This is a genomic window from Actinomyces sp. Marseille-P3109, assembly GCF_900323545.1.
Lineage (GTDB): Bacteria > Actinomycetota > Actinomycetes > Actinomycetales > Actinomycetaceae > Actinomyces.
This window is the reverse complement of record NZ_OOHN01000008.1, coordinates 165,694-191,433: the sequence shown is the minus strand read 5'-3', so window position 1 is coordinate 191,433 and position 25,740 is coordinate 165,694. Positions and strand designations below refer to the sequence as shown.

The window sequence follows — 25,740 nt, the reverse complement described above, 5'->3', positions numbered from 1 at the left end:
CGCTAAATCGGCCTCTGGTGTTCGGCAACAGCGGAAGCGACAGTCGGCTCGCCGCACCGGGACGATTCAACAGAGGCGAATTTTGCCTCTCGCGCAGCACATCTGTCACTTCGGGAGACTTTTAGGCCGAGTTGGAGCACGCTCGCCGGCCCCACGGATCCCATCCGCGCAGGTCCCAGCATTCTCCCCTCACCGGAAACACCCGCCGAACCCCGGAAAGGCCTCCCATCGTGACACGGCGAGCGTCATCGGCCGCGCGCAGAGACGTTGCGGGTGAGGAGGTCGGCGGGCACGTGGAAGAATCCACCCATGCGCGACCTCGCCACCCTGCCCAAGGCGCATCTGCACCTGCACTTCACGGGGTCGATGCGCCTGGACACCCTCATCGAGCTGGCCTCGTCCTCGCGCACGCGCCTGCCCTCCAGCTTCCTGGACGGCGATCCCCTGCGCGTGCCCGCCGACCGGCGCGGCTGGTTCCGCTTCCAACGCGCCTACGACACGGCCCGGGCCCTGGTGCGCACCGAGGAGGTCATGCGCCGCATCGTCCTGGAGGCTGCGCTCGATGACGCCGCCGAGGGCTCGCTCCGCCTGGAGATCCAGGTCGACCCCACCAGCTACGCCCCCTTCGTCGGAGGGATCACCCCCGCCCTGGAGATCATCCTCGACGCCGCCAAGCAGGCCACCGCCCTGACCGGCGTGGAGGTGGCCGTCATCGTGGCGGCCTCCCGGATGCGCCACCCCTTGGATGCCCGCACGCTCGCCCGTCTGGCGGTGCGCTACGCCGGGGATCAGCCGGGAGAGGTGGTCGGCTTCGGCCTGTCCAACGACGAGCGCGCCGGACAGACCTCCTCCTGGGAGCGGGCCTTCGCCATCGCCCGCCGGGGCGGGCTCGCCTCCATGCCGCACGGCGGCGAGCTCCTGGGACCCGACCACCTGCGCGACGTCGTCTCCGCACTCGGTCCCACACGGCTGGGCCACGGGGTGCGCGCCGGAGAGGACCCCGAGCTGCTGGACGCGATCGTCGCCGCCGGCATCAGCCTCGAGGTCTGCCCCGCCTCCAACGTGAGCCTGGGCGTCTACCGAAGCCCCGACAACGTCCCCCTGCGCACGCTCATGAGTCACGGCGCGCAGATCGCCCTGAGCGCCGACGACCCGCTGCTCTTCCAGTCCCGGCTCGTCAACCAGTACGAGATCGCCCGGGCCCTGGGCTGTGACGACGTCGAGCTGGCCGAGCTGGCCCGCGCCTCGATCCGTGCCTCACTGGCCTCGCCGACGGCCAAGCGGGCCTGGCTGGCCGAGGTGGACGTCTGGCTGGCGGCTCCCGACCCGGCCACGCGTCCCGAGACCGACTGAGGCGAGGCCTCCAGCCCGCTTGAGCCGGGCGTCTAGAAGCCGACCTGGACGGGTTCGGGCACGAGGGTGACGCCGTAGCGATCACGGACACCGGCCACCACCGTGTCGCGCAGGCGTGCCAGGTCCGCACCGGTGGCGCCGCCCCGGTTGGTCAGGGCCAGGACGTGCTTGCTGGACAGCCCGGCCGGAGCCCCGGCCTCCACCGTGAAGCCCTTGGTGAATCCGGCGTGGTCGATGAGCCAGGCGGCGCTGGTCTTGACCAGGCCCTCGACGACGGGGGCCTCCTTGGTGCCGAGCACCACCTGGGAGTGGTCGGTGACCGGGTAGCGAGGGGCGTCCTCGGGCAGGAGCTCGGCCTCGGCCGTGGTCAGGATCGGGTTGGTGAAGAAGGAGCCGGCCGACCAGGTGTCATGGTCCGCGCTGTCCAGGACCATCCCCTTGGAGCGGCGCAGCTCGAGGACCGCCTCGCGCAGCTCGCGCTCGGGCACGCGCTCGCCCAGCTCGACGCCGAGGGCGCCGGCCAGCTGGGAGTAGGCGACCCGGGAGGACAGGGAGCCCTGCCGCACGGCGAAGGTGGCGTCCAGGACCACCCAGCGTCCGGTCGGGCCCCACAGACGCCCACCGCCGACCTCCGCGTCGGTGAGGGACTGCTTGAGGCGGGAGTCGCGGTAGGCCAGTCCCAGCTCGCCCAGGGCCAGCCACACCACCCGGTTGCGCAGGCGGTCCCAGGCTCGCACGCTGGCGATGAGCTCGGCGACCTCGGCGCCGTAGGCCCCGATGTTCTGCACCGGGGCGGCCCCTACCGTGCCGGGGATCCCGGACAGGGGCGCGAACCCGGCCCACTGGCTGGCGATGGCCTCGCGCACCAGGTCGTCCCAGGTGGTGCCGGCGGTGGCCGTCACCTCGACGCCGCCGCACATCGAGTCCGAGACGAGCGAGACCTCGGCGCGGGCGTCGCGGATGACGAGCCCGTCGAAGCCTGCGTCGGAGGCCATGATGTTGGAGCCGCCGCCGACGACGAGGACGGGCGTGCCCGCGGCATCGGCCTCGCGGATCGCCTCGGTCAGCTCACTCTGGGTGGCGGCCTCGACGTAGGCGCCCACCGGACCGCCCACACGCAGAGTGGTCAGCTCGGCCAGGCTGTTCGGCCAGGTACCGGTCCCGGACGCGCGCGCCAGGGCCTGAACGGGTTCGGGCCAGGCGGACGGGTCGACGTTGGCGCTCAGCGGGACGGTGCAGTCGCCCTCCAGCGTCTGCGGCTCGGCCAGCGACGCTGTCGACGTTCCGATCGACGGCTCAGCACCAGTACGGTCATCGGGGGTGTTGGTCAAGGGCGGCCTCCACTCTTCCTGGTCGGTTCCTCATGAGAGACAAGCAGGGCCCCGCTCACACCAGCGGTGTGCACGGAGCCCCAAGGCGCGGGCGGGCCGCTCGCCTCACTTCTTGTTACGACGCTGGTGACGCGTCTTGCGAAGCAGCTTGCGGTGCTTCTTCTTGGCCATGCGCTTGCGGCGCTTCTTGATAACGGATCCCATGAGATCTCCTCGCAGTTCGCTTCGTAGTGCCCGCAGACCCTCCCTGCGAGCCGAGGCAGGCCGGCGAGGGTTATGCCATGGGGCAGTTGGTCGGCGCGTGAGGCTCAGCGGCCGACCACGCAGATGACCGCCTGAGTCTAGCGGGTCCTAGGACCCTGATGCCTCCGACGCGTCGTGGCCCCAGTCACCCAGACCGGCGGCCAGGTACTCGTGAACGGCGCGCTCGGGGACGCGGAAGGAGCGGCCGACCTGCATCGCGGGCAGGTCGCCGGAGTGCACCATCCGGTAGACAGTCATCTTGGACACGCGCAGCATCGCCGCCACCTCGGCCACGGTGAGGAAGGAGGGGGCGCCGGAGGCGCTGGGGGATGTGGGAAGGCCCGGTGCCATGAGCTCAGGTCCGTTCGTTGCGGGAGGCCCCGTGGGGCAGGAACACTGCCAATATAACGCCGCATCAGCCATCGCACAGGATTTCTCGGACCCCAATCGCCTCACGCGTCGCATTTCACACTGGGGCATCAATACTCGCTGTCGCAACTTCCGTCATCTGCTCCTCTCTGAGCGCGCACCACCAACGTCTTCGCCACCCCAGAGGCCGGACGTGCGGCTGACACACCCGGGTCTCAGCGCTCGGGAACGTGACGAGGCCGCATCGACAGGACCACAATGGCGACCGTGCCCCAGACAGACACCGCAGACGAGCCTGACCCCCAGAGCGGACCACGCAACGGATCCCGTGCCGGCGGGCATCGACAGGCCCACTGGCACGCCCCGCTCGTGGGCGTCGTCGGCCGTCCGTGGAAGCGGCACAAGAAGCGCCCGGCTGGAGACACCGGGGGCGACGACGTCGACGAGCCACCTCTCAGGCTGCCCACGCCGAGCACCGAGCCGCGGGGGCTGCGTCGCCTGCTCCGCCATATCGAGCCGCTCGGCCAGATCGCGCGGGCGGCCAGGTTCTACCCGGCCCGGCTGGCGGTCATCGTCTTCGCGGCCATCATTATCGTGGTGACCGCGCTGCTCAGCCTTCCCATCGCCACGACGAGCGGGAGTCGTGCAGACTTCGTCGACGCCCTGTTCACCGCCACCTCGGCGGCGTGCGTCACGGGCCTGAGCACCGTGGACACGGCCACCTACTGGTCCACCTTCGGGCACGTCGTCATCATCCTGGCCGCCGCCGTGGGCGGCCTGGGCGTCATGACCCTGGCCTCACTGCTGTCCCTGGCAGTGTCTCGGCACGTGGGCCTGACCCAGCGGATGCTGGCGGCCTCGGAGAACCAGTCGCGCCTGGGCGAGGTGGGACGCCTCCTTCGCGCCGTCATCTACACGGCCACCGGCTGCGAGCTCGTCCTCACACTCATGCTACTGCCCCGCTTCCTGGGCCACGGCCTCGATGTGGGGCACGCCCTGTGGTACGCGGCCTTCATGGGGCTGTCGATCTTCAACAATGCCGGCTTCGTCATCATGCCCGAGGGCCTGGGCGCCTACGCCACCGACTGGTGGATCGGCCTGCCGATCATCCTGGGGACCTTCATGGGGGCGGTCGGCTTCCCCGTCATCCTGGACATCACGGGCCGACGGCGCAGGCCCCGGACATGGAGCCTGCACACGAAGCTGACCCTGACGACCTACCTGGCCCTCACGGTCACCTCGACCGTCGCCATCGCCACCTTCGAGTGGAACAACCCGCTCACCTATGGGGCGCTGCCCATGGGCGGCAAGATCATGACCGCCCTCATCAACGGCGTCAACGCCCGCTCCTCGGGGCTGTCCACGATCCCGCCCGAGCACATGCACGAGGCCACCTGGTTCCTCCAGGACGCCCTCATGTTCGTCGGCGGCGGCTCGGCCTCGACGGCCGGCGGCATCAAGGTGACGACCTTCGCGGTCCTGCTCCTGGCGATCCTCGCCGAGGCTCGCGGCGACCAGGACATCGAGGCCTTCGGGCGGCGCATCACGCCCTCGACCGTGCGTCTGAGCGTGGCGGTGGCCTTCATCGGCTCCAGCGTCATCGGGCTCGCCACGCTCCTGCTCCTGCAGATGACCAACCTGCCCCTGGACCGGATTCTCTTCGAGGTCATCAGCGCGTTTGCGACCGTGGGCCTGTCCACGGGCATCACTCCCACCCTTCCCGCGAGCGCCAAGTACGTCATCGTGGCGCTCATGTTCGTCGGCCGCGTGGGCACGATGACGGCGGCCAGCGCCCTGGCACTGCGCGAACGGCGCCGTGTCATCCGGATGCCCGAGGCCAGCCCGATGATCGGTTAGCGCCCGCCGCCCCATTCGGCACTCGCTCACCCCAATGGCCCGCAGACACCAGCGGGAACGATCAGGTCCCTTCGGGATCCGGCCTGTCCGGGGCGAGCAGGTGCCCGAGGGTCGCGGCCGCACTCTCCACATCCGCGCGGCCGGTGATGAGCTGCTCGACGATGAGGCCGAGGGACACGCTCTGGATGAGTGAGGCCAGCTGCTCGGGGCCCAGGCGACCGGAGATCGTTCCGGCCCTCTGCCCATTGCGGCACAGGCGGATGAGGCCACTGCGGATGTCGTGGTAGTTCTCCTGGACCATGACGCGCATCTCGGGGTCACGGGTCAGCTCACCCCAGGCGTGGTAGGCCAGTGGCGCCCAGGCGCTCAGTCCGACGTCGTCAGCATCCTTGCGGGCCTCGTCCCGCCGAGCGGAGGCCCGCCGCGAGGTGGAGGAGGTCTCGGCGGTGCGCTGCTCGATGTCGTCGCGCTCGTAGTTGAGCAGGACGAGCGCCTCGATGAATCCCTGCTCGAAGTCGGGCAGCTCCTCGGGCTCGGCGAGCTGCCTGATCCGCTCGATGAGTGGCCTCATCCGCCGGTTCAGGACCTCGCGCACAAGAGAGCGCTTGCCCTCGGGGAAGTAACGGTACACGGTCGACGACGACATCCCGGCCGTTGCGATGACCTCATCCATGGAGGTGGCCTGGAAGCCGCTGCGGGCGAAGCACTTCTCGGCGGCCTGAAGGATTCGGGACCTTTGGCGATCCCGGTGGGCGGCGGTCACTCGTGGCATGAGTTCAGGATAAGCGACTCAGAACACCTCAAATCGAAACGATCGTTGTTGACTGACTGCCACGCACTCCCTAGACTTCCGAGCGCAAACGAAAACGATTATTTTGATGTGGAGGTCGCAATGACATCCTCAGTGGCATCCGCTCTCAAGGAGCGGACCGAGTCGGCACAGGAGACACAGGAGGAGACGACCGTCATGACCGCGCGGCGGCCGGGACGCCGTGCGGTCATGGTCAGCGCCGTCCTCACCCAGCTGATGATCGTCCTGGACCTGACGATCATCGCCATCGCCCTGCCTCGGATGCAGGACGACCTGGGAATGACCGTGTCCCAGAGCCCGTGGACGGTCACCGGCTACAGCCTGGCCTTCGGTGGCCTGGTGCTCTTCGGGGGAAGGCTCTGCGCCGTGGCGGGCATCCGCCGCTCCTACCAGGTGGGACTGATCGGCTTCGGGATCGCCAGCCTGGTGGCCGGGATGGCGGCATCCTTCCCGATGCTGCTGATCGCCCGCGTGGCCCAGGGCTGCTTCGGCGCCCTGCTGGCCCCCACCTCGCAGTCACTGCTCAATGTCACCTTCACCGAGCGCACTGAGCGCGAGCGCGTCTTCGCGATCTTCGGCGCCACCGGCGGGCTGGGCGCAGCCGTCGGACTGCTCGTCGGCGGGGCGCTGACCGACTGGCTCAGCTGGCGCTGGGCGCTCTACATCAACATCTTCCTGGCCGCTGCGGCCCTGCTCATCGGGCAGCGCAGCCTGCCTCCGGCCGATCATCGAGACCGCGGCTCGCGCATCACTGACGACCTGACCGGCCTGGTCCTGGGCTGCGGGGCCTGCTTCAGCGCCGTCTACGGCCTCGACCGGGCCCAGCAGACCTCCTGGACCTCGATGTCGACCGTCACCTGGCTGGCGCTCGGCGGAGTCGCCGCGGTGCTGTTCGTGGTCCGCGAGCACTTCGCGAGCCGCCCGGTGCTCCCCCTGTCGATGATGGCACTACCGGTGCGGGCGGCCTCCTACGCCACGCAGTTCATCGCCGGCGCCGCCCAGATGGGGGCGATCATCTATCTGACCTACTACATGCAGAACCACTTCGGCTACTCGCCCTTCAAGAGCGGCGTCGTCTTCCTGCCGATGGTCGCCTCCCTGATCGCCACCGCGATCCCTGCCGGACGCGTCATCGTGCCCAGGCTCGGGGCGCGCGGTACCCTGCCACTGGGGCTGGCGGTACTGGCAGGTTCCTTCCTCATCCTCTCGCGCATGACGACGGATTCGAACTACTCCCAGGTCGCCCTGCCCGGCCTCATCGTCTTCGGGATCGGCCTGGGGCTGACGATGCCGGTCACCTTCAACTCCGGCACGCGCGGGGTGGACGCGAAGCAGACCGGACTGGCCTCGGCGATCCTGAGCGCGGCCCAGCAGATCGGCGGTTCCTTCGGAGTGGCACTCATGACGTCCTACGCCACCCAGCACGCCGAGGACTACGTGACCGAGCACACCGAGGAGGTCAAGGCGGCCGCCATGGAGGCGATGATGCGGGCTCAGGCCCTGCCGCAGTCGCCTGCGGGCAGGCAGATCATCGAGACCCTCCGGGGCCAGCTCATCGACCGGGCGCAGATCGAGGCCTACTCCGGCGGCTTCACGATGATGGCCTGGGTCCTGGCCGGGGCCACGATGGTGCTGGTGGCCTGCGGGATCGGCCTGAGCATCCGACGTCGCCGCGCGCGGTAGCGTAGGAGGCACCGTCCCACGGCCGACCTCAGGAGACCTCATGCCCGCCCCGCCCTCGCGCACCGACTCCACGCTCGTCATCGGGCTGGGACGCTTCGGCTCCGCCGTCGCCGCCACCCTTGACCGGCTCGGGCGAGAGGTCCTGGCCGTCGAGGCCAATCCCGCGATCGTGCGCCAGTGGACCGGCCGCATCCCCCTGGTGGAGGCCGACGCCACGGACGTGGAGGCCCTCGAGCAGCTGGGAGCCACCGAGTTCGGCACGGCGGTCGTGGGGGTGGCGACCTCCCTGGAGGCCTCCGTCCTCATCACCGGCAACCTCGTGGACCTGGAGACCCCCCAGATCTGGGCCAAGGCCATCTCCCGCGCCCACGGTCGCATCCTGAGACGCATCGGCGCCCACCACGTCGTCTACCCCGAGTTCGACGCCGGTCAGCGCGCCGCCCACCTGGTCTCGGGGCGCATGCTCGACTACATCGAGATGGAGAAGGGCGGCTTCACCATCGTCAAGATGCGCCCGCCCACGGAGCTGCACGGCTTCACCATCGGCCAGTCCAAGGTGCGCTCGCGCTACGGGGTGACGGTCTTCGGCCTCATGAGCCCGGGCGAGCCCTTCGAGTACGCCACCCCGGACACGCTGGTCTCGGCCGAGGACGTGCTCGTCGTCGGCGGGGACGCCGCCCTGCTGGAGCGTTTCGCCAACCGCCCCTGAGCGGCGCGAGCCTCTCAAGGCCCTGAGAAGGCTTCTCAGAAGGCGCAGACCTGGGAGCGCTTGGCCTCGGCGGCGCCGTCGACCTCTGTGACCACAGCCGACAGGTCCTTACCGATCCCGGCGGCGCCGTAGGCACCGAGCAGCCCCTCGACGAAGGGGGCCGCGGAGAGCCGAACCCGCTCGGCGACGGCCGGGTCGAGCATCTCCAGGGCCATCTCGACGCTCATGATGCCGCTGCCCAGGTCCGCCAGGACCAGGACGCCGTCGCAACGGTCGGCGAGCCGCTCGACGGCGGAGACAACGGCACCGGGGTCGGTCCCCAGCTCGCCGTCGGCGAGCCCTGCGGCCAGCTCGACGGGGACGTCGACGGCCACGATGAGCCGGCGCGCCAGGTCGAGCGCGGCCTCGGCCAGGGCGCGGGAGTGGGAGACCAGGACGATGCCGACGCTCGCAGCCGTGCCGCTCGGCTCTGCCGGCTGAGGCATGACGGGGCTCACCGGGCTCACACAGTCCTCCCGGAGACGACGTCGTCGAGGGCGGCCAGGATGAGGGCGGTCGAGGCGGCACCGGGGTCGATGTGCCCTGCCGAGCGCTCCCCCAGGTAGGAGGCCCGTCCCTTGGTGGCCACCATGGGCTTGGTGGCGTCGCGTCCCTCGGCCGCGGCCCGCGCCGCAGCGGAGACGCCCGCGGCGAGGTCGTCGGGGTGGGCTCGCAGCGCCTCGAGGGCCGGGCTCCAGGCGTCGAGCATGGTCTTCTCCCCGGTGGTGGCACGGCCTCGCGCTGCGATGCCGCCGATCCCGGCCCCCAGGCCGGCCGCGAGTGCCGGGGCGTCGATGCTGTCCTGACCTGACAGGGCGCCGCCGGTGCGCAGGAAGAAGGTGCCGTACAGGGGGCCGGAGGCGCCCCCGACCGTGGAGACCAGGGTCATGCCGACCTTCTTGAGCAGCGCGTCGGCGCCGGCGAAGTCACCGGCCTCGACCGCGTCGACGGCGGCTGTCAGGCCGCGCTTCATGTTGGTGCCGTGGTCGGCGTCGCCGATGGCGGCGTCCAGGTCCGTGAGCTCCTCGGCATGCTCGGTGACGAGCTCGGCGGTGCGGCGCACCCAGGCCTCCAGGTCCGTCACCGTCAACGCCTGACGGGCGTCTGTCGCTTCTTCCGTCATATTGTTTCTCCTCCTCGAGTCTCCTTGGACGCCCGTACCGCCTGGGCGTCTTGATGGCACCGGTCCCTCAGACGCCCCAGCGCAGGCCGGGGGTGCTCACGGGGGCGTCCCACAGGCGCAGCAGCTCGGCGTCGGCGCGCACCAGGGTCAGGGAGCAGCCGGCCATGTCGAGGCTGGTGATGTAGTTGCCCACGAGGTTGCGGGCCACCGTGATCCCGGCGGCCTCAAGGAGGCGGGCGATCTCGCCGTACATGAGGTAGAGCTCGAGCAACGGGGTGGCGCCCATGCCGTTGACCATGGCGATGACGCCCTCGTCGGGGCCGGCCGCGTCGGGCAGCTCGGCCAGCTCAGCCAGGACGGGGGTGACGAGGCGCTCGGCGACCTCGGCGGCGGGGGCGATCGTCTCACGGTGGCGACCGGGCTCACCGTGGATGCCGATACCGATCTCCATCTCGTCGGCCGGCAGGTCGAAGGAGGGCTTGCCATTGGCCGGAACGGTGCAGGAGGTCAGGGCCATGCCCATGGAGCGGCCGGCGGCGTTGACGCGCGTGGCGACGGCCGCGACCTCATCCAGCGGGCGGCCCTCCTCCGCGGCGGCGCCGGCGATCTTCTCCACCATGACGGTCACGCCCACGCCGCGCCGTCCAGCGGTGTAGAGGGAGTCCTCGACGGCGACGTCGTCGTTGGTGACGACGCTGGCGACCTGGATGCCGGAGTCGGCGTCGACGATCTCGGCGGCCATCTCGAAGTTCATGACGTCGCCGGTGTAGTTCTTGACGATGTGCAGGACGCCGGCGCCGCGGTCGACGGCGGTGGTGGCGGCGACCATCTGGTCGGGGACCGGGGAGGTGAAGATCTCACCGGCGCAGGCGGCGTCGAGCATGCCGGTGCCCACGAAGCCGCCGTGGAGGGGCTCGTGCCCGCTGCCGCCGCCGGAGATGATGGCGACCTTGCCCTCCTCCTTGCGGTGGCGGCGGTAGATGATGTGCTGGTCGAGGTCGACCTCGAGCTCGTGGGGGTGGGCCGCGGCCATGCCCCGCAGGGCGTCCGTGACCACGTTGTCAACGGAGTTGATGAGTTTCTTCATGACACTGACGCTACCGCGACATGGGCCGGCTTGTACCGCCAGAGGTCCCACGAACCCTGGTCCGTGCACATCGGTGCAGGTCAGAGACCTCTTGTCGGAACGGATACACATCGGGGCGCTCGACAGGACGGGCGGGGTGCCGGCACCATAGTTCGTCCAACGCAGAGTTGCAGACGCATTCATGCGAGCGCAACCACCAGAACACCTGAGCATCGCCCGTAGATATTCTGGAGACTATCTGGGGAGGGGCTTTTTCTGAGGCATCCTCACATCGGTTGCGGGCAGGATAGGAGCATGGATCTGTCCGTTGTCGCCGTCGTGGCCTCCATCGCAGCCGGTGTCTCCATCCTGGTCGCCATTGCTGCCGTCTTCGCCGCGCGGCGCTCGACGGCGCACGCGGATCTGGCCCTCAAGGAGGCCTCACGGATCTCCCGGGCCAGCATCTCGCGGATCAATGAGGTCCAGTCCGAGGCGAGCTCGGCCCGTGTGGCGGCGCGCCGCGCCGCCGAGCGGCTGCGTTCCATGACCAAGGAGCGTACGACGCCGGACAGCGTCGCCGCCTACCGGGTATTCCTGCGGGAGGTCGTCGAGGACTCCAAGCACCTGCTGGGTCCCGAGGGCACGGGGACGATGAAGAACGAGGCGCTGGACCGGCTGCGGGTGGGGGCGCTCCTGGGCGGCTCTGACGAGGTGCTGCGGGCGCTGAGGAACTTCGCCCTCCTGCGCACCCAGCGGCCCGAGGCTCCGTGGCCCAGCGCCTACGCCATGGCCTATGCGCGCCTGCAGTCCGACCTCGTCACCGCGATCCGCAACGACCTGGGCTCCTCTGAGGAGTCCCTGACAGCCGACCAGATCTGGGGCGCGGTCAACGCCCGCTGCGTCAACCCCGCCTTCCGGCTGGCGCTGCTGAGCCCCCTGGAGGACGTGCTGCGCAACGCCGGACAGGATCCCGCCCACTACGACCTCGTCCACATCACCAAGCCCGCCGACCACCCGAGTCTCGCCGGATCCACCGCTGCCACTGGGTCCACGAACCCTACGAACGCCGGCGCCACCGGCGCCGCCTCCTCCGAGACCCGACGGCGCTCGCGACGGGCGCGGAGTCGGATGGCGCGGGAGGCCTCGGCGGCGGCGACTGAGACGGCTGAGACGGCTGAGCCACCGGCAGCGGCAACGACAGCGAAGACGACGACCGGCCGCACGCTGCCCGACTCGTCCGACATCGTGTGGGCCCCACTCAGCCCTGGACGCAGAGGCGCGCACGCAGCGGCCGCTGAGACTCCCACGGCAGCTCACCCGCAGACCCCTGCGGCGAGTCCCGCGGCCCCCGGGCGTGAGCCGGCGGCCGATCCAGCCGCCTCGGCGGCTCCTTCTGCCGGCGCCTGGGCTCAGGCTGTTGCGGCTCAGCAAACACCGCTCCCGCAGAACGCCCCTCGCACTGAGCCGGCTCAGCCACAGTCTGCAAGCCCGACGAGCCACCGGGGGTCCGAGGCTCGAGGCAGCGCCTCCGGGGCCTTCGAGGACCCGACACCCAGCCGTATCTCCCGGCATCGACGCGGTCAGGACTCCCATCCCGCCCCCTCCACGCAGACGGCTGCCGTACCAGGGACGGCGACGGCCTCGACGACGGTTGTCACAGCGGCAACGGCCTCAATGTCCTCGGCGGCTCCGACCTCAAGGGGGCCAACGGCGTCGGCCAGCACGGAGGAGACAGAGTCCGTCTTCGCAACGGCCTTCCCCGAGGCTCTCACCGTGAGCCGTGCAGCTGCACCGGTTGCCTCAGGAGCTCCGGATGCGCCCGGGGCACCTGCCGCATCCACCGCCCCACCGGCCGCGGCTGCCGCGCAGCCCACAACGGCGCAGCCGGCCCCCGGCCGCACCCGTGCGAGCTCACCGTCCGCGTCCCCGACCGCCTCACCGAAGGCCACGGCGGTGGCAGCCCGCACGGTCACGGTGCCCACGGGTCCTCAGCAATCTCAGCCGTCTGAGCCATACACGGCCCCTGGCGCACCGGCCGCGTCCGCCCCGGCATCCGGAGCAGTGGGGGCCGGCGGCTACGGCATCGTCCCGGCTCAGGGCGCAGCCCAGCCACCCGCCCAGGCACGAGGTCAGGTACAGGGCCAAGCCGGCCTGCCCGCGTCCCAGCGGACCGAGCAGGCTTCCGCCGTGGCCGCAGCCGATGCCGTCCCCGCCAGCACCGCCGGAACCACCCGAGCCCACCGGACGGAGGCCGCACCGACACCGGAGGTCTGGTCCCCCACTCCCCCGTCCCTGCAGGACTCCGCCGAGTTCCCCAGGGCACGCGGCGCCTGAACCGGCCGCATCCCCTCGCCGGGGCCTTCTCCCCACCCCATGACGGCTTCGCGCCCCGGCCCGCGTGGCAGAATCCGGGTGTGGGAGGCCGAGGGGCTTCCACGGAAGGGGTATGGCGTGAGCATTTTTGCCTGGTGCGCGATCATCGGATGCGCCATTCTCCTGGCCGGGATCCTTCTCGACGGCGTACTCGACGCGTTCCTCCCCGATGGGCTCGTGCCGGTCCTCGCTCTGCCGGTGGCGGTCTTCGGCGCCATCGGCATGGGAATGACAGCGGTGTCGGGATCGGCAGCGACGCACGTACCGGTCGCCGTCGTGTGGGGTGTTCCCGCAGCACTGGCAGTCGCCTCCGGCGCAGTCACGCGCTGGCTGTGGAACCGTCTCAGGCGCTCCATGCCGCTGGACACGGCTCCGCCCACCGCCGCGGAGCTGGTCGGTGAGAAGGTCACCGTCCTGTGGTGGAAGGACGGCAGCGGCGAGGTTCGCGCCATCACGCGCGGCAGCCAGCTCACCCTGCCGGCGCGCTCCGAGGAGCCGCTGCGCTCGGGCCAGAGCGCCTGGGTGCTCGACGCCGTCGACTCCACCCTGACCATCGTCCCCTGGGAGCAGATCAGCAGCTGAGCCCACCGGGCGCACCACCCCCTCCTCGTTGTCTCCCTCCCTCATCCCAGCTCCCCACAAAGAAAGGAACACCGCATGGACACAATGCTCATCGGCGCCATCGTCATCATCGTCATCATCGTGCTGCTGGTAGTCGCCTACCTGTTTAGCCGGATCGTCGTCGTCCCCTCCAACCTCACCGGTCTGATCTCCGGTTCGAACCGGGGCACGGTCAAGATCATTCACCCCGGTGGACGCGACTTCGTCCTGCCGGTCATCCAGTCCATCCAGTACCTGCCCTTCACCCAGACCACGATCGGTTTCAAGGTCACCGCCGAGGACGAGAACAAGATCAACGTCAACGTCGCCGCTGTCGCCGCCGTCAAGGTGGGTGACTCCGACGAGCAGGTGCGCGCCGCGGCCAAGCGCTTCCTGGGCAAGGCCAACACGGACCAGGCCATCGCCGACTCCGCCCGTGAGGCGCTCATCGGCTCCCTGCGCTCGATCATCGGGCACATGACGGTCACCGACCTCATCTCCGACCGCGACGCCCTTCAGCGCAACGTCTTCGATGACGCCAAGAGCATCATGGCCAACATGGGCCTGGAGATCGACATGCTCCAGGTCTCCGAGATCACCGACGCCGGCGGTTACATCGAGTCCCTGGGTGTGCCCGAGCAGCAGCGCGTCGAGAAGGACGCCCGCATCGCCCGGGCCAACGCCGAGCGCGAGGCCCGCGACGCCGAGGTCACCTCCCGTCAGCAGATCGCCGAGCGCGAGCGCGACCTGTCCCTGCGTCAGGCCCAGCTCAAGGCCGAGACGGACAAGGCTCAGGCCGACGCCGACTCCGCCGGCCCGATCGCCCGCGCCGCCAAGGAGCGCGAGATCGCCATCATCGGGCAGGAGGCAGCCGAGGCCAAGGCCGCCCTGACCGAGCGCGAGCTCGACTCCACGGTGCGCAAGCCCGCCGACGCCGCCCGCTACCAGCGCGAGCAGGAGGCCCAGGCCTCCAAGACCGAGGCACTGCTGCGCGCCGAGGCCGAGGCCGAGCGCACCCGGTTGGACGCCCAGGCCCAGGCCCAGGCCACCGTGGCCCGCGCGGAGGCCGAGGCCAAGGCGACCGCCGCCCGGGCCCGCGCCGAGGCCGACGCCATTGCGGCCCGAGGCCAGGCCGAGGCCGACACGATCCGCGCCGCCGGTGAGGCCGAGGCCAAGGCGATGAGTGACAAGGCCGACGCCCTGGCCAAGTACGGCGAGGCGGCCACCCGCCAGATGCTGCTGGACAGGGCCCCCGAGATCGCGCGGGCCCTGAGCGAGCCGCTGGCCAGCGTGCGCGATCTGTCGATCATCTCCACCGAGGGAGCCTCGGCCCTGCCCAAGGCCGTGGCCAGCAACGTCGAGCAGCTCGACGTCATCCTGCGCAGCCTGGTGGGCACGGGCCTGACCGACATGGTGGGCAGCCACCTGCCGGGGTCCGGCTCCTCCGAGGCGCACGGCAGCAAGGCCCCGGCCGACGTCGTCGAGCACCTGGAGGGCTGAGGCGCGGAGCAGACATCCGGCCCATCGACGAACGGGGGCATGTCACGCGTAGGGGGACAGAATCTCTGCACCCGACCGCGTGACATGTCCCCGTCGCGTGCGCGGCAGCGTCCTCGCTGCCGTCGGCGCCGACTGGGAACAACTGTGAACATTCGTGCGCCGGGCGTGGTGACGCCGACCAGCAGGCTCCGAAGAATCGCCAGTGACACCGGATATCACTGACGAGTAAAGGAGCGCACGCATGAGCGAGAGGATCATCCTGACCGACCTCGACGAGCAGATGCAGGAGGCGGTTGCGGACACCAGACGTCGGGTAGCCGCCCTGCACGCCGAGCTGCCCCGGTGGGGGCTGGTGGTGTGGACCGCAGGCAACGTCTCCGAGCGGGTCGTCGTCGACCGCGGTGATGGGCCCGTCAAGACCGACTTGTTCGTCATCAAGCCCTCCGGCGTCTCCTACGACGAGCTGACCGCGGAGACGATGGTGGTCTGCACGCTCGACGGCGAGAAGATCGACGACGGCACGCCGGCCTCCCTGACGCCCTCCTCGGACACGGCCGCGCACGCCTACGTCTACCGTCACCGCAGCGATGTCGGTGGCGTGGTCCACACCCACTCCCCCTACGCCACCGCCTGGGCCGCGCGACGCCAGCCGATCCCCTGCGCCCTGACGATGATGGGAGACGAGTTCGGCGGCGACATCCCGATCGGACCCTTCGCCCTCATCGGCGACGACTCGATCGGCCGCGGCATTGTGGAGACCCTGGAGGGCTCCAGATCTCCGGCGGTCCTCATGGCCAACCACGGCCCCTTCACCGTCGGCAAGGACGCGCGCGACGCCGTCAAGGCCGCCGTCATGTGTGAGGAGGTCGCCCGCACGATGAGCATCGCCGAGCAGCTCGGCGATGTGAAGCCGATCCCGGCCGACATGGTGGATCGCCTCAACGACCGCTACCAGAACGTCTACGGCCAGCACTGAGCAACCGGCCTGCGGGTCGACGAGCCCGGTCAAGGAGCCCGGTCACTGCCCGGACGACGACTGCGCACCGGGCCCCAGACGGCGAGCGAGCCCGTCGAGGATCGGCTCCAGCCCGAGCTCGAACTCCTCCGTCCTGCGTTCCGCGGTGCGGGTCCTGGCTCCACATGGAGCCAGGACCCGCACATCTGTTCATGCTCCCTCCGCACCCACCGGCATCGGACATGAGTCCGACGCCGTCGGAGCCCGGGCACCCCGGAGACCTCAGATGTCCTCCAGGGAGGCGCCCTTCGTCTCACGGGCGAAGAGGTAGATGATGCCTCCGGCGAAGAGCAGCACCGCGAAGATGATGAAGGGCAGGAACACCACCTCGGCGCTCAGCGCGCTGCCTCCGATGAGGGCTCCCACGAAGTATGGGCCGACGACCTTGGCGACCGATCCGATTCCGTACCCCAGCCCCAGACCGGTGGACCGGGCCTCGGTCGGGAACTGCTCACCGCCGAAGGCGTTGAGGATGCCGAAGGCGCCGTCGCCGAACATCATGACGATGAAGATGCCCGCGAAGAACACGTAGCCGGCGTTGCCGATCTCGTCCCCGTGGACCATGCGGGTGGAGAAGGCCGCTATCAGGGCCCCGACGGCGCCGATCATGCCGCAGCCGAACATCGTCCAGCGCCGCCCGATCCGGTCGGAGATCCAGGCCGAGCCCAGGCGTCCCAGCAGGTCTCCCAGCGAGACGAGCATGAACAGGGTCGCGACCGTGCTGGCCTCGAACTTGAAGGACTGGCCCAGCAGCGTCTGTCCCCAGGACTGGACGGTGAAGGAGCCCAGGATGAAGGAGAAGGAACCGAGGGCCACGACAAGCAGCTGCTTGGGGTACTTGGTGAAGACCACTGAGTAGGATGCGGAGCTCTTGTCGGGGATGGGCGGCAGATCAGCGACCTGTTCGACGGGGATCTCCATGGCCCAGGCGTAGGCGGCCCTGGCCTCCTCCTCACGTCCCCGGGACTGCAGGAAGCGCGGCGACTCCGGGACGAAGCGGGTCCAGACCAGCAGGACGATGGGGATGCAGCCGACGGCGATGAGTCCGCGCCAGCCCAGGGCGTCACCGAAGTACCTGGTGACCAGCCCGCCCAGGAAGATGCCCGCGGGAATGAAGACGCTGGTGAGGCCCGCCAGGAGGCCGCGCTGCTTGGCGGGCACGAACTCCTGGACGAAGGGCACCGAGGTGATGTTCAGGCCGCCCACGCCGAACCCGACGCCGGTGCGCAGGATCGCCAGCAGGATCCAGCCGTTGACCGGGGTGACGGCCGAGGCGGCGGTGAAGACGACGAGGACGATGATGCACCAGATGAAGGCGTGCTTGCGTCCCCACACGTCGGCCATCCGCCCCCAGGTGATGGAGCCCAGGACCGTGCCCAGACCCGCTCCGGCCAGGATGACGCCGGAGTGGAAGCCGGTGAGGCTCCATCCCGGGGTCTCGATCAGCATGTTGACGATGAAGCCGATGAGGAACATGTCGAAGAACTCCGACACGTTGCCCACGATGGCCATTCCGATGAGGGACTTCTGGTGGCCGGTGAGGCGGTGGTTGTCGATCTGTTCGGGAGCGGTGCGCCCCAGCGGCGCAGCATCGTGCTCAGTATGTGTGTGGGTGCTCATGAGTGAACCAATCCTTGTAAGAAAGAGGCGCCTCAGCGCACGATGTCCGAGCCTTGGAGAGCCAGGAGATCGCCGGGGCGCACATGTGTGAGGTCGCCGTGGTGGGTCAGGGCGAGCTGGGCCACCTTGGTGCCCATCTCGATGCCGCGCCCGACGTCGCCGTCGAGCCAGCCGTGAAGCGTGCCCGCCACGAAGGAGTCACCGGCACCGGGCCGGTCGATGACCGGGACGGACTTGATCTCGTAGACGCGCTCGCCGTCGGCTTCGGTGGACAGGTAGGTGCCGGCGCGCCCGTCGGTGGACACGACCGTGGGGGCCCCGATCTCCTCGCGCAGGGCCCGGCACACGTCCACACCCTGGCCCGGGATGCCGAAGACGATACCGGCATCGGTTCGCGAGCAGAAAAGGATCGAGGCGCCCCTGGCGATCGGCTCCAGGACGGCCCGCGCCTGCTCGCCGTCCCACAGCAGGGAGCGGAAGTTGACGTCGAGGGCGACGTCGACGCCCCGGTCGCGGGCGGCGTCGGCGACGTAGCGCACCACGCGGGCGGTCTGGGGGGTCAGGGCCGCGGTGATCCCGGTGAGGAAGACCAGGCGGGTGTCGAGCAGGGCGTCCCAGTCGAACTCCTCGGGGACGATGCTGCGGAAGGGCGTGTACTCGCGGTCGTAGGTGACCTTGCCCGGCAGCGGGAACTCGCCCGGCTCGAGGAAGTAGAGGGCGACGCGGCCCTCGTCGGTCATGACGACGTGGCTCATGTCCACGCCGACGGCGGAGTACTCCAGGGCGATGCGGTCGGACAGCTCGCCGCGGGGCAGCTTGGTGGTCCAGGCGGTGGCGCGGCCGAGCTCGGACAGGAGTCCGGCGACGTTGGCCTCGGAGCCGGCGGCGGTCATGCGCAGGGACCGGGCGGTGGCCAGGCGGTCCCCGCGCTCGCAGGTCAGCCGGATCTGTCCCTCGCCGATGGTCGTCAGGTCGTACCTCATTGTCGATTCTCCTCTGCGGCGGCAACGGTGCCGCTCGTGGTTCGGGGGTGGTGGTTCGGGTGCTCTTGTACGGTCCGGTGGATTGTGAGGCGGTCAGGAGGCGATGGGATCCGGATCTTGCGGGGGCGCGCCTAGGGAGCCTCGACGATGAGGCCCGCTGCTCCGGCGCGGTCCTCAATGAAGGTGCGGGCGGCGGCGCAGCGGCTCAGGGAGTCCGGGGCGTCGTCGTTCCACATCTCGATCATGAGGCGGCCGCTCCAGCCCTGGGCGGCCAGGAGCGCGAAGGAGCGGTCCCAGTCGACGACGCCGGCGCCCATCTCCACGCGGCGCGGCTCACCGGGGCGCACGTCCTTGGCGTGCATCGCCACCATGTGGCCTTCTCCGGCGGCGAGCTCGACGCCGGGGTCGAGGCCCTGCTCGGCGATGTTGCCCAGGTCGGGGTAGAGCTGGAGGTAGGGCGAGTCGACGGCGTCGACGAACTCCATCGCCTTGGTCAGGGAGGTGACGTCGTCACCGTCGACGTTCTCAATCCCCATGACGACGCCCAGGCGTGCGGCCGTTGGGACGGCGTCGGCCAGGAGCTGGGCGTACCAGCGCTCGGCGTCGGGATTCGGGTCCTCGTAGTAGCAGTAGTAGCCGGCGAGCTGGATGACCGGGACGCCCAGGTCGTGGCAGACCTGCAGGCCGCGGGCCATGACCTCACGGGCACGCCGGCGCACGTCCGGGTCGGCCGATCCGGGCCCGATCCGCCGGTGCAGGGACAGGCAGATCCCACCGATGAAGGTGCCGGCCGCCTCGGCGGCCCGGCGCACGGTGCGGCACTGCCCGGCGTCCCAGTCCAGGCGGGCCTCCCGCTCGGGGGACTCGTCGATGGACAGATCGAGGAAGGAGAAACCGGCTCGGGGCACCTGATCGAGGAAGACCCGCCAGGCCTCGGCATCCACCCGGCTCCCGGAGACCGCCAGCGGCCCGCTGCGCAGCGCCTTCTCATAGATGCCCAGGCAGACGCCATCCTTGAGCTCGGCGGAGGCGCCGGCCCGCGCGGTGTCTGCTTGTGCGGCGTCGGAGCTCATGGCCACACCTCCTTCAGGGTGGTGCGCAGCTCGGCGGCCGCGGCGGCGGGGTCCTCGGCGGCGACGATCGCCCGGCCGGCGATGACGATACCGACCTCGCGTCCGGCGAAGGCGGGTAGGTCGGCGGGGCTCACGCCGCCGGTGATGGTGACGGTGAAGCCCATGGCGGCCAGCTCGTCGACCCGGTCCATGTCCTCGTCCTTCCAGGACAGGTCGCCGGAGGCCTCCCGGTCGCGGGAGCGCTTGACGATGACGTGCTCGACGCCGGCCTGCCGCCAGGCGCGGGCCCGATCGACGTCGAACCACTCGTCTGCCAGCTCGACCTGGACCTCGCCGCCGAGCTCGGCGGCCACCTGGCACACCTGGCGGATGGTGGACATGGAGGCGCCGGCCACGCAGGAGACGAGGTCGGCCCCGGCCTCGAGGGCCAGGCGGGCGATCTTGGAGCCGGCCTCGGCGATGCGCACGTCGGCGAGGATCTGCTTGTCCGGGAAGAGGGCCCGGATGGCGCGCACGGCGTGGAAGCCCTCGCACAGGACGAGGATGGTGCCGCACTCGATGACATCGACATAGGGCGCGGCCCGCTGGAGGGGGCCGAGCGCGCTGGGCAGGTCGAGTGTGTCCAGGGCGACCTGGAGCCTGGGGGTTGCGGGCTGCTGGGTCATGGTGACGCCTCCTCCCCTCAGCCGGCCAGGGGCTCGAAGGCGAAGAAGGTGGCGGCGTTGCCCACCAGGAGGTCCTGGACGTAGGCGGGGTCGACGCCCTCGGCCTCGATGAGGCGGGGGCAGAAGACGGCCGGGTCGTAGTCGATGCCGGAGACCGACCCGTAGGCCTTCTGGTAGGAGGCCTTGCCCGAGTCGGTCCCCAGGAGGATCTGCTTGCCGTAGCCCTTGGCCCCCAGGGTCTTGATGAGGTCGACCCGGGCGTTGTCGGGCACGTACTTGATGCGGTTGGTGCCGTCGAGCTCGACGTAGGCGCCGGTGGCGACGATCTGCTCGTGGACCCACGGGTCCCAGTTGCGCTGGATGTGGCCGATGGCGATCTTCTCCGGGGCGACGCCCTGCTCGATGAGGAAGCGGGCCTGCTCGGGGCCGCAGGTGCCGGCGGTGACGTGAGTGTTGACGGGGGCTCCGGTCTCCTTGCAGGCGATGGCCACGGCCTGGCCGGTCTTGACCTCCCAGTCGGTGATCCGTCCGTAGGCGGTGGCCCACTTGATGCAGCCGGCCCGAATGTCGGTGCGCTTGACGAGTGGCCCCATGTAGTCATTGGCATCGACGCCCTCGACGACGTCGGCGATGAGCAGGTCGGCGATCTCGGTCACCGTGTACTGGTTGACCCAGGACTGGCGCCACTCCAGGTAGACCTTCTGCTGGTGGAAGCCGGTGGCCTGGATGACCTGCAGGTCCGGGACGCGGTCGACGACGTCGCGCAGCATGAGCACGCCGCGCCCCGACGAGGCCGGGCACATGTCGACGATGGTGGCGCTCGGTGCGAAGCGCTTGGAGGCCTCGACGAAGGAGGTGGCCTCCTGGACCGCCTTGTCCTCGTCGATGAGGAGGTGATCGGGGTCGATGTAGACCTCCCCCGCGCCGACGCGGATGAGGTGGTCGTGGGCGTTGACGACTCCGAGGCTCGCGGGGTCGACGTCGCCGTGGATGGTACGGACGATACCCATGGGTTCTTCTCCTCCAGACGGGTTCTTCGAGCAGGTGATGGCGGACAGCCGGCAGATGGACAGCCGAGTGCCGCCGAAAGCGGGTGCAGGCCGGTTGCCGCCGCGAGCGCCGGCCAGCGCGCTCCCATCCGTCACGCTATGAAGGTGCTTGCCGACGTCGAAGGAGAGCAGTGAACAAATGTTCACATTGACGGTGCAACCGACGAGCCGCTTCCAGAAGGATCGTTGCCAGGACAAGAGATCCGACGATCACGATTGGATAACCTGAACGCATGTGTGCACAGCTGACTCGGGAGCGGGCCTCACTGCTGCTTGAGGTGGCCCGCCTGTACTGGAACGAGGACCTCGACCAGGCGAGCATCGCCGGAGAGATGGGCTACTCGCGTCCCACGGTCTCGCGCATGCTCGCCGAGGCCCGCCGGCACGGGATCGTCACCGTCACGGTGTCCCACCCCATTGAGCGGCTCATGGCCCTGGAGGAGCGCCTGACGCGGGCCTTCGGGCTCAGGGAGGCGCGGGTCGCCGAGGATCGCGCCGACGGCGCCAGCGGTCCGGGCGCCGAGGTCGCCCGGGTGTGCGGCGACCTGCTCCTGGAGCACGGCGGGCCCCGCAGCGTCATCGCCGTCTCCAACGGCCGGACCGTGGGCGCCGTCGTGCACCATCTGCCCGAGCGGGTCTGGCCGGAGTCGACGGCGGTGGCGATGCTGGGATCGGCTGGGGAGTCCTTCCACCTCGAGGACGGCCCGGACATCTGCCGCAACCTGGCCCTGCGCCTGGGCGGCCACTACCGCTCGCTGCCGGTCCCCCTCGTCTTCGACTCCCTGAAGAACGCCCGCGCGGTGCGCAGCGAGGAGCGGGTGGCCACCACGCTGGAGCTCGCCGCCCGCAGCGACGTGGCACTCACCGGCGTCGGCGCCGTCGGGGAGACGACGAGCAGCCCACTCCTGCGCCGCTGGATGACGCCCGCCGTCATGCGCGAGTGCCGCCGCAAGAACGTCGTCGCCCACGTCTGCGGGCACCACCTGGACGCCGAGGGCAACCACGTGCGCACGGCCCTGTGCGACCGCACCCTGTGCCTGGACCCCTCCCGGCTCAGCGAGATCCCCCTGGTCATCGGCGTGGCCGCGGGCCGGGACAAGGTCGAGGCCCTGCGCGCCACCCTGCGCGGGGGCTACCTGTCCGCCCTCGTCACCGACGAGAGCACCGCGCGGTCCCTCCTGGAAGACGTCTGAGGGGAGGCACCGGGGCGGGGTTGGAATGAACACGCGTTCATCGATGTACTTGCTCGCCTCTGCGGAAGCGGGAAGGATCAGTCATGATGCCCGATCGCAGGTGCACCAGCACGGTGCTCGCGGCCGCGGGCGACATGCACCCTCATGCACAAGGAGTCCTCAGTTATGAGCGCTGAGCCGCTGCTCACCGATCTGGATCGCCAGGCCATTGCCGTGTCGAAGGCCCTGGCCGCCGACGCCGTGGAGAAGGCGGGGTCGGGTCATCCCGGTACGCCGATCTCGTTGGCGTCGGTGGCGTGGCTGCTCTACCAGCGTGAGATGGTCCACGACCCGCTCGATCCGGGCTGGCTGGGGCGGGACCGGTTCGTGCTGTCGATCGGGCACGCCTCGCTGGTGCAGTACATTCAGCAGTTCCTGGCCGGTTACGACATCGATCTGGAGGGTTTCACGTCCTTCCGTTCTCCGACGGGTCTGCCGGGTCATCCCGAGTTCGGTGAGATTCCCGGGGTGGAGACGACGACCGGCCCGCTGGGGGCGGGTTTCGCCAACGCGGTGGGTCTGGCGATGGCGGCGCGCCGCGAGCACGGGCTGCTGGACGCGGGTACCCCGTTGGGCGAGTCGGTCTTCGACCACTTCGTCTACACGATCCTGGGTGATGGGTGCATGCAGGAGGGCGTGAGCTCGGAGGCCGCGTCCCTGGCCGGCACCCAGCAGCTGGGCAACCTCATCGCCATCTACGACGACAACGACATCTCCATCGAGGGCAGCACGGACATCGCCTTCACCGAGGACGTCTCGGCCCGCTTCGAGGCCTACGGCTGGCAGGTGCTCGACGTCGACTGGCGCACCGGCGGCCCGGATGGCTCGGGGGGCTACGCGGAGGACCTCCAGGCGCTGCACGAGGCGATTGTGGCGGCCCGCGCCGAGACCGAGCGCCCGTCGCTGATCCGCCTGCACACGATCATCGCCTGGCCCTCACCGACCAAGCAGGGGCAGGCCTCCTCCCACGGCGCCAGGCTCGGGGCCGAGGAGGTCGCCGGGCTCAAGCGGGTCCTGGGCCTGGATCCCGAGCAGAGCTTCATCCTGCCCGAGGACGTCGTCGCCCACACCCGGAAGCGGGCCGCCGAGAATGCTCGGGCCGCCCGAGCGGTGTGGGACGAGCGCTTCGCAGCCTGGCAGCAGGCCAACCCCGATGGGGCCGCGCTGCTGGAGCGCCTTGAGGCCCACCGCCTTCCCGAGGGCCTCGAGGCGGCCCTGCCGACGTGGGAGGTCGGCCAGTGCCTGGCGACCCGTGCGGCGTCGGGCAAGGTTCTGTCGGCCTTGGCAGGCGTGGTGCCCGAGCTGTGGGGCGGGTCGTCGGACCTGGCAGGCTCGAACAACACGACTATGGATGGCGAGCCCTCCTTCCTTCCCGCTGCCCTGGCGCAGGCCGACGGCGACGGGCCCTTCGGCCGCACGATCCACTTCGGCGTGCGTGAGCACGCCATGGGCTCGATCCTCAACGGGATCGCTCTGGACGGGCTCACCCGCCCCTACGGGGGCACCTTCATGGTGTTCTCCGACTACATGCGCCCGGCTGTGCGCCTGGCGGCGCTCATGGGGCTTGGCAGCATCTTCGTGTGGTCCCACGACTCGATCGGCGTGGGCGAGGACGGCCCCACCCACCAGCCCGTCGAGCACCTGATGGCGCTGCGCGCCATCCCGGGGCTGGCCGTGGTGCGCCCCGGGGACGCCAACGAGACCGCTGCGGCCTGGGCCGAGATCCTGGCCCGCCCGGGCGAGCCGGCCGGCATCGCCCTGTCACGCCAGAACCTCACTGTCAACGCAACCGCTCAGGCAGCGGCCGAGGGTGTGAGGCGGGGCGCCTACGTCCTGGCCGAGGCCACCGACGCAGGCGGCGGCCAGGTCAGCCCCGAGGTGGTCCTGATCGCCACCGGCTCCGAGGTCGGGGTGGCCGTGGACGCCCGCGACATCCTCCAGGGTCAGGGCACGCCCACCCGGGTGGTCTCCGCCCCCTGCCTGGAGTGGTTCGCCCAGCAGGACGCCGCCTACCGGACCGAGGTGCTGCCGGCAGGTGCCGCCAAGGTCGCCGTCGAGGCCGGCATCGCCATGGGCTGGCGCGAGATCGTCGGCGACGCCGGTGAGATCGTCTCCCTGGACCACTACGGCGCCTCCGCCGCCGGCACCGCCCTGTTCGAGGAGTACGGCTTCATCGGGCAGAACGTGGCCGCCCGCGCCCGCCAGGCCCTGGCTCGCACGCGCGGCTGACGGACGCCCCGCCCCTCGCCGTCGAGCCGGGCATTCTTCGCGTGGCCCTACAGAAAAACCGTAGGGCCACGCGAAGAATGCCCGGCTCGACGTATGAGAAACATATGTCACGGGGATACCACTACCCATGCCGCACAGGTGACTTACCGGCCGATTTTGGGCACGCTGGGGACCGGTCGCGCCACCGGGCGCCCTCCGTAACAACGACCCCCGACACAGAAGAGGCCATCTCTCATGACCGCACCCGCCCAGAACGACCCCCAGATCCCTGACGGCAACGACTCCGGCGAGGAGCAGCCCCTCCGCACGCGTTACTACTACCTCATCATGACCGTCATGGTCGTGATCGGCATCGTCATCGATATCGCGATCTACATCGGGATCATCACGAACGCCGAGGGGACGGTGCGCATCCCCTACCTGGTCTTCATTCTTCCCGTTGTCGGTGCTCTGGCGATCGGGCGATTCGCCGACGCCGCCCTGGCCAAGAAGTCTCCCCATCTGGTGCCCGGCTACGTGGCTCCGCAGTACCAGGGCGGGCAGGTCCCTCAGCAGGCCCAGTACGGCCAGCCCCAATACGGACAGCCGGCCGCCCAGCCGGTGGCGCCGCAGAGCACCGGCTACGGGCAGGTGCCCGGTCAGCAGACGGCTCCCGGCGCACCGCAGCAGGCCCCGCACGGCCAGCCGCAGCAGCCGCAGTACGGACAGGCCCCCTCTGGTCAGGCTCCCAAGAACCAGCAGCCCTACGGACAGAGTGGATACACGAGCTAATCCTCAACAGGCAGACCCGGACACGCCCAGCTTCACGTTGGAACAT

At 70.2% G+C, this 25,740-nt stretch carries 23 protein-coding genes; 11 read left to right on the top strand and 12 right to left on the bottom strand.

Annotation, left to right across the window (positions count from 1 at the left end):
• Nucleotides 1–309 precede the first annotated feature (309 nt).
• A complete protein-coding gene (locus BQ8008_RS00965; RefSeq protein WP_108832423.1) occupies nt 310–1,353 on the top strand; it encodes an adenosine deaminase in 1,044 nt (347 codons plus the stop codon).
• A gap of 32 nt (nt 1,354–1,385) precedes the next feature.
• On the opposite strand, the gene BQ8008_RS00960 is transcribed toward BQ8008_RS00965, so the two are convergent.
• The 3 genes from BQ8008_RS00960 to BQ8008_RS00950 form a co-directional block, all read right to left on the bottom strand.
• The gene (locus BQ8008_RS00960; RefSeq protein ID WP_108832422.1) at nt 1,386–2,684 is read right to left on the bottom strand and encodes a UDP-N-acetylmuramate dehydrogenase; all 1,299 of its coding nucleotides are present in this window, start codon (nt 2,682–2,684) and stop codon (nt 1,386–1,388) included.
• 105 nt (nt 2,685–2,789) lie between these two features.
• Nucleotides 2,790–2,888 (bottom strand): 30S ribosomal protein bS22, encoded by a 99-nt coding sequence (locus BQ8008_RS00955; protein WP_003792170.1) that lies wholly within the window; start codon nt 2,886–2,888, stop codon nt 2,790–2,792.
• Between the two features lie 147 nt (nt 2,889–3,035).
• The gene (locus BQ8008_RS00950; RefSeq protein WP_003784138.1) at nt 3,036–3,278 is read right to left on the bottom strand and encodes a helix-turn-helix domain-containing protein; all 243 of its coding nucleotides are present in this window, start codon (nt 3,276–3,278) and stop codon (nt 3,036–3,038) included.
• 276 nt (nt 3,279–3,554) lie between these two features.
• Here BQ8008_RS00950 and BQ8008_RS00945 point away from each other — a divergent pair, with 276 nt between their 5' ends.
• Nucleotides 3,555–5,153 (top strand): TrkH family potassium uptake protein, encoded by a 1,599-nt coding sequence (locus BQ8008_RS00945; RefSeq protein ID WP_108832421.1) that lies wholly within the window; start codon nt 3,555–3,557, stop codon nt 5,151–5,153.
• 61 nt (nt 5,154–5,214) lie between these two features.
• Here BQ8008_RS00945 and BQ8008_RS00940 read toward each other — a convergent pair whose 3' ends face one another.
• Nucleotides 5,215–5,925 (bottom strand): TetR/AcrR family transcriptional regulator, encoded by a 711-nt coding sequence (locus BQ8008_RS00940; protein WP_108832420.1) that lies wholly within the window; start codon nt 5,923–5,925, stop codon nt 5,215–5,217.
• A gap of 120 nt (nt 5,926–6,045) precedes the next feature.
• Between BQ8008_RS00940 and BQ8008_RS00935 the strand changes: the two genes are divergently transcribed.
• Together BQ8008_RS00935 and BQ8008_RS00930 are read left to right on the top strand one after the other, a co-directional pair.
• On the top strand, nt 6,046–7,647 hold the full coding sequence (locus tag BQ8008_RS00935; protein ID WP_108832419.1) for an MFS transporter: 1,602 nt from the start codon (nt 6,046–6,048) through the stop codon (nt 7,645–7,647).
• Between the two features lie 40 nt (nt 7,648–7,687).
• Nucleotides 7,688–8,356, top strand: coding sequence for a potassium channel family protein (locus BQ8008_RS00930; protein WP_108832418.1), 669 nt, complete (start codon nt 7,688–7,690; stop codon nt 8,354–8,356).
• Between the two features lie 35 nt (nt 8,357–8,391).
• Here BQ8008_RS00930 and dhaM read toward each other — a convergent pair whose 3' ends face one another.
• From dhaM to dhaK, 3 genes are all read right to left on the bottom strand, one after another.
• Entirely contained in the window at nt 8,392–8,841 is a 450-nt protein-coding gene (gene dhaM, locus BQ8008_RS00925) for a dihydroxyacetone kinase phosphoryl donor subunit DhaM (protein ID WP_108834532.1), read from the bottom strand.
• 17 nt (nt 8,842–8,858) lie between these two features.
• Complete coding sequence (dhaL, locus tag BQ8008_RS00920; protein ID WP_108832417.1) at nt 8,859–9,518, bottom strand: dihydroxyacetone kinase subunit DhaL; 660 nt, start codon at nt 9,516–9,518, stop codon at nt 8,859–8,861.
• Between the two features lie 67 nt (nt 9,519–9,585).
• Complete coding sequence (dhaK, locus tag BQ8008_RS00915) at nt 9,586–10,605, bottom strand: dihydroxyacetone kinase subunit DhaK (RefSeq protein WP_108832416.1); 1,020 nt, start codon at nt 10,603–10,605, stop codon at nt 9,586–9,588.
• A 294-nt stretch (nt 10,606–10,899) separates the two neighbouring features.
• Here dhaK and BQ8008_RS13555 point away from each other — a divergent pair, with 294 nt between their 5' ends.
• From BQ8008_RS13555 to BQ8008_RS00895, 4 genes are all read left to right on the top strand, one after another.
• Nucleotides 10,900–12,918: a hypothetical protein gene (locus BQ8008_RS13555; RefSeq protein WP_234415165.1), complete on the top strand. Its 2,019-nt coding sequence runs from the start codon at nt 10,900–10,902 to the stop codon at nt 12,916–12,918.
• A gap of 117 nt (nt 12,919–13,035) precedes the next feature.
• Nucleotides 13,036–13,539 (top strand): nodulation protein NfeD, encoded by a 504-nt coding sequence (locus BQ8008_RS00905; RefSeq protein WP_108832415.1) that lies wholly within the window; start codon nt 13,036–13,038, stop codon nt 13,537–13,539.
• Between the two features lie 75 nt (nt 13,540–13,614).
• Nucleotides 13,615–15,057, top strand: coding sequence for an SPFH domain-containing protein (locus tag BQ8008_RS00900; protein WP_108832414.1), 1,443 nt, complete (start codon nt 13,615–13,617; stop codon nt 15,055–15,057).
• Between the two features lie 241 nt (nt 15,058–15,298).
• On the top strand, nt 15,299–16,033 hold the full coding sequence (locus BQ8008_RS00895; protein ID WP_108832413.1) for an L-ribulose-5-phosphate 4-epimerase: 735 nt from the start codon (nt 15,299–15,301) through the stop codon (nt 16,031–16,033).
• 261 nt (nt 16,034–16,294) lie between these two features.
• Here BQ8008_RS00895 and BQ8008_RS00890 read toward each other — a convergent pair whose 3' ends face one another.
• From BQ8008_RS00890 to BQ8008_RS00870, 5 genes are all read right to left on the bottom strand, one after another.
• On the bottom strand, nt 16,295–17,692 hold the full coding sequence (locus BQ8008_RS00890; protein WP_199907909.1) for an MFS transporter: 1,398 nt from the start codon (nt 17,690–17,692) through the stop codon (nt 16,295–16,297).
• Between the two features lie 32 nt (nt 17,693–17,724).
• The gene (locus BQ8008_RS00885) at nt 17,725–18,675 is read right to left on the bottom strand and encodes a sugar kinase (protein ID WP_108832412.1); all 951 of its coding nucleotides are present in this window, start codon (nt 18,673–18,675) and stop codon (nt 17,725–17,727) included.
• Between the two features lie 131 nt (nt 18,676–18,806).
• Entirely contained in the window at nt 18,807–19,748 is a 942-nt protein-coding gene (locus BQ8008_RS00880; RefSeq protein WP_108832411.1) for an L-ribulose-5-phosphate 3-epimerase, read from the bottom strand.
• Complete coding sequence (locus BQ8008_RS00875) at nt 19,745–20,413, bottom strand: 3-dehydro-L-gulonate-6-phosphate decarboxylase (RefSeq protein ID WP_108832410.1); 669 nt, start codon at nt 20,411–20,413, stop codon at nt 19,745–19,747. Before BQ8008_RS00875 ends, BQ8008_RS00880 begins: the two co-directional genes overlap by 4 nt.
• Nucleotides 20,414–20,430: 17 nt before the next feature.
• Complete coding sequence (locus BQ8008_RS00870; protein ID WP_234415164.1) at nt 20,431–21,609, bottom strand: phosphotriesterase family protein; 1,179 nt, start codon at nt 21,607–21,609, stop codon at nt 20,431–20,433.
• Between the two features lie 86 nt (nt 21,610–21,695).
• Here BQ8008_RS00870 and BQ8008_RS00865 point away from each other — a divergent pair, with 86 nt between their 5' ends.
• From BQ8008_RS00865 to BQ8008_RS00855, 3 genes are all read left to right on the top strand, one after another.
• The gene (locus BQ8008_RS00865; protein ID WP_108832408.1) at nt 21,696–22,655 is read left to right on the top strand and encodes a sugar-binding transcriptional regulator; all 960 of its coding nucleotides are present in this window, start codon (nt 21,696–21,698) and stop codon (nt 22,653–22,655) included.
• A gap of 165 nt (nt 22,656–22,820) precedes the next feature.
• Nucleotides 22,821–24,923: a transketolase gene (tkt, locus tag BQ8008_RS00860; protein ID WP_199907908.1), complete on the top strand. Its 2,103-nt coding sequence runs from the start codon at nt 22,821–22,823 to the stop codon at nt 24,921–24,923.
• Nucleotides 24,924–25,157: 234 nt separating this feature from the next.
• Complete coding sequence (locus tag BQ8008_RS00855) at nt 25,158–25,694, top strand: hypothetical protein (RefSeq protein WP_108832406.1); 537 nt, start codon at nt 25,158–25,160, stop codon at nt 25,692–25,694.
• Nucleotides 25,695–25,740 lie beyond the last annotated feature (46 nt).